At 70.5% G+C, this 2,604-nt stretch carries 2 protein-coding genes and 1 pseudogene; 2 read left to right on the top strand and 1 reads right to left on the bottom strand.

Features of this window, described 5'->3' with window-relative positions; translation table 11 throughout:
- Positions 1–94: pseudogene (locus JMF90_RS32835) on the top strand (L-2-amino-thiazoline-4-carboxylic acid hydrolase); the annotation flags it as partial.
- Entirely contained in the window at positions 87–1,343 is a 1,257-nt protein-coding gene (locus tag JMF90_RS32830) for a Zn-dependent hydrolase (RefSeq protein WP_011547967.1), read from the top strand. The pseudogene JMF90_RS32835 and the gene JMF90_RS32830, both read left to right, overlap by 8 nt.
- Positions 1,344–1,376: 33 nt before the next feature.
- On the opposite strand, the gene JMF90_RS32825 is transcribed toward JMF90_RS32830, so the two are convergent.
- Positions 1,377–2,213, bottom strand: coding sequence for a cytochrome c (locus JMF90_RS32825; protein WP_011547966.1), 837 nt, complete (start codon positions 2,211–2,213; stop codon positions 1,377–1,379).
- Positions 2,214–2,604 lie beyond the last annotated feature (391 nt).

Below are 2,604 nucleotides of genomic sequence, written 5' to 3'. Positions count from 1 at the left end.
CGCGCTCACGCGCACCAGCACGATCATGCAGGGCGGCAAGCGCTGCGATTTTCGCTATGCGCTGCAACGCGCGCCGGAGAACGGCGATGCGTAACGATGCCGATACCGCGCGCATGCCGCGCGTCGACGGCGACCGCCTGTGGGCGTCGCTCGAACGGATGGCGCAGATCGGCGCGACGCCGAAGGGCGGCGTGTGCCGCCTCGCGCTGACCGATCTCGACCGCGAGTCGCGTGACCTGTTCGTGCGGTGGGCGCGCGACGCCGGCTGTACGGTGCGCGTCGACCGGATGGGCAACGTGTTCGCGCGCCGCGCAGGCCGCAATCCGGACGCCGCACCGGTGATGACGGGCTCGCACGCCGATTCGCAGCCCACCGGTGGCCGCTACGACGGCATTTACGGCGTGCTCGGCGGGCTCGAAGTCGTGCGCGCGCTGAACGACGCGGGCATCGAGACCGAGCGCCCGGTCGACGTCGTGATCTGGACCAACGAGGAAGGCTCGCGCTTCGCGCCGGCGATGGTGTCGGCCGGCGTGTTCTCGGGCGTCTATACGCTCGAATACGGGTTGTCGCGCAGCGACGGCACGGGCCGGACGATCGGCGAGGAGCTCGAACGGATCGGCTACGCAGGCGCGGAGCCGGTTGGCGGCTATCCGGTGCACGCGGCGTACGAACTGCATATCGAGCAGGGCGCGATTCTGGAACGGGCCGGCAAGACGATCGGCGTCGTGACGGCCGGGCAGGGGCAGCGCTGGTACGAGGTGACGCTCACCGGGGTCGACGCGCACGCCGGTACGACGCCGATGGCGTTCCGTCGCGACGCGCTGGTTGGCGCGGCACGGATGATCTCGTTCATCGAAGTGCTCGGCCGCCGCTACGCACCGGATGCGCGCGCGACGGTCGGGATGATCGAGGCGCGGCCGAATTCGCGTAACACGGTGCCGGGCGGCTGCTTCTTCACGGTGGAATTCCGTCACCCCGACGATGCGGTCCTCGATGAACTGGACGCGGCGCTACGCGCGGAACTCGCGCGCCTGGCCGACGAAACCGGCCTCGGCGCGCGGATCGAGCAGATCTTCACGTATGCGCCGGTGCCGTTCGCGCCACGCTGCATCGACACGGTGCGTGACGCGGCGCGCTCGCTCGGACTGTCGCACATGGACATCGTGTCCGGCGCGGGCCATGACGCGTGCTATGTCGCGCGTGTCGCGCCGACCGGCATGATCTTCGTGCCGTGCGTCGACGGGCTGAGCCACAACGAGGCCGAAGCGATTACGCCGGAATGGGCGACGGCGGGCGCCGACGTGCTGTTGCGCGCGGTGTTGCAGAGCGCGCAGGAAGCGTAAGCGCGCCGGGTGCGGCCGGATGGATGGCGCGCGTTATTTTGCCGTCTTGCGCCGCGCCATGTACGCGAGATACGCGACGATCTGGTCGAGTTCGCGATCGCTCAGTTGATCGGGCGGAAACGCCGGCATGCTGCGGCCCGGCCAGTCGCGTACCGACGCCGGATTGCGGATGTAGCGGCGCAGCGCGGCGGGCTGGAAGTAGTCGACCGGGTTCATCGGCGTGTTCAGGTCGGGGCCGGCGTGGCTGCTGCCCGCGCCGTCGACGCGGTGACACGCGAGACATTGCGTGACGAACAGGCGCTGGCCCGCGCGGGCCGGGTCGTTCGCGGGCAACGCGGTGTCGACCGCGAGCGACGGCCAGCGCGCGAGCGGTGACGATTCGATCGTGATGCGCACGATCTGGTACGGCCACTGCTCGCCGCGCACCGACGACGCGTCCGGCCCGAGCCAGACGAGATAGAACGGCCCCGCGCTGACCTGCTTGCCGGGCAGCTTCGGCCATGGATGGGCCGGGTCCTCGATCGCGAGCCACGGGATCGCGCCGGCCGGCGCGCGGCGGCGCACGAGCTCGAGCGGCAGTTGCGCGGCGAAACCGTCGGCCGCGCGCGTTTCGAGCACGCCGTCGGCCGGCAGCGGCGTGTCGCCGAGCAGCGCGGCGAACGGCACCGCGCGGAACGTCATCGGCCGCCCGTAGGCGATATCGCGCGGCACGTGGATGGCGGCCGCATCGGCGCGCGCGAGCAACGTCTGGCGGGTGAGGGCACGCGTCGTGCCGTCGGTGTCGAGTTCGAGCGTGGACTGGGCCGACGCGCGTTGCCCGAGCAGGCAAACCGTCAGCAGCACGAGCGAAAACCACTGGCGCTTCAGCATTCGTTCTCCGGGAAGGGGCGTTCCGGCGGCGGCAGGAGGCGGGACGCCGCGGCCGATGGAAGGAATCGGGCGACAGTCTAGCCGGTACGGGCGGCGCTGGCGAATTCGGCAGAGGAAAGGCGCGGCAGTTGGGGTCGGGCAGGCCCACGACGGCATGCCCGACTACCGGGCGACCGAGTGGGCGAGGTGTCGTCTGTCGCGGCGTGGTTCGGACGGCGGAAAGACGACGGGCACGGGGAGACACGCGGCCAGTCCGCGTTCACGACGACAGTGCGTTACCGGAGCGCCGTCAATGACTCGAACACGACACTTCGTTCTTCGGCATCGGCGTGTCCTGCTTCGGATCGAAATCGGCTTCGCGCAGCCCCGACGGCGTCAGCGACACGAAATG

This window comes from Burkholderia sp. E168m23 (genome assembly GCF_016586125.1).
GTDB classification, from domain to species: Bacteria; Pseudomonadota; Gammaproteobacteria; order Burkholderiales; family Burkholderiaceae; genus Burkholderia; species Burkholderia orbicola.
The sequence above is the reverse complement of the archived record's forward strand: the minus strand, read 5'-3'. Positions and strand labels throughout refer to the sequence as shown.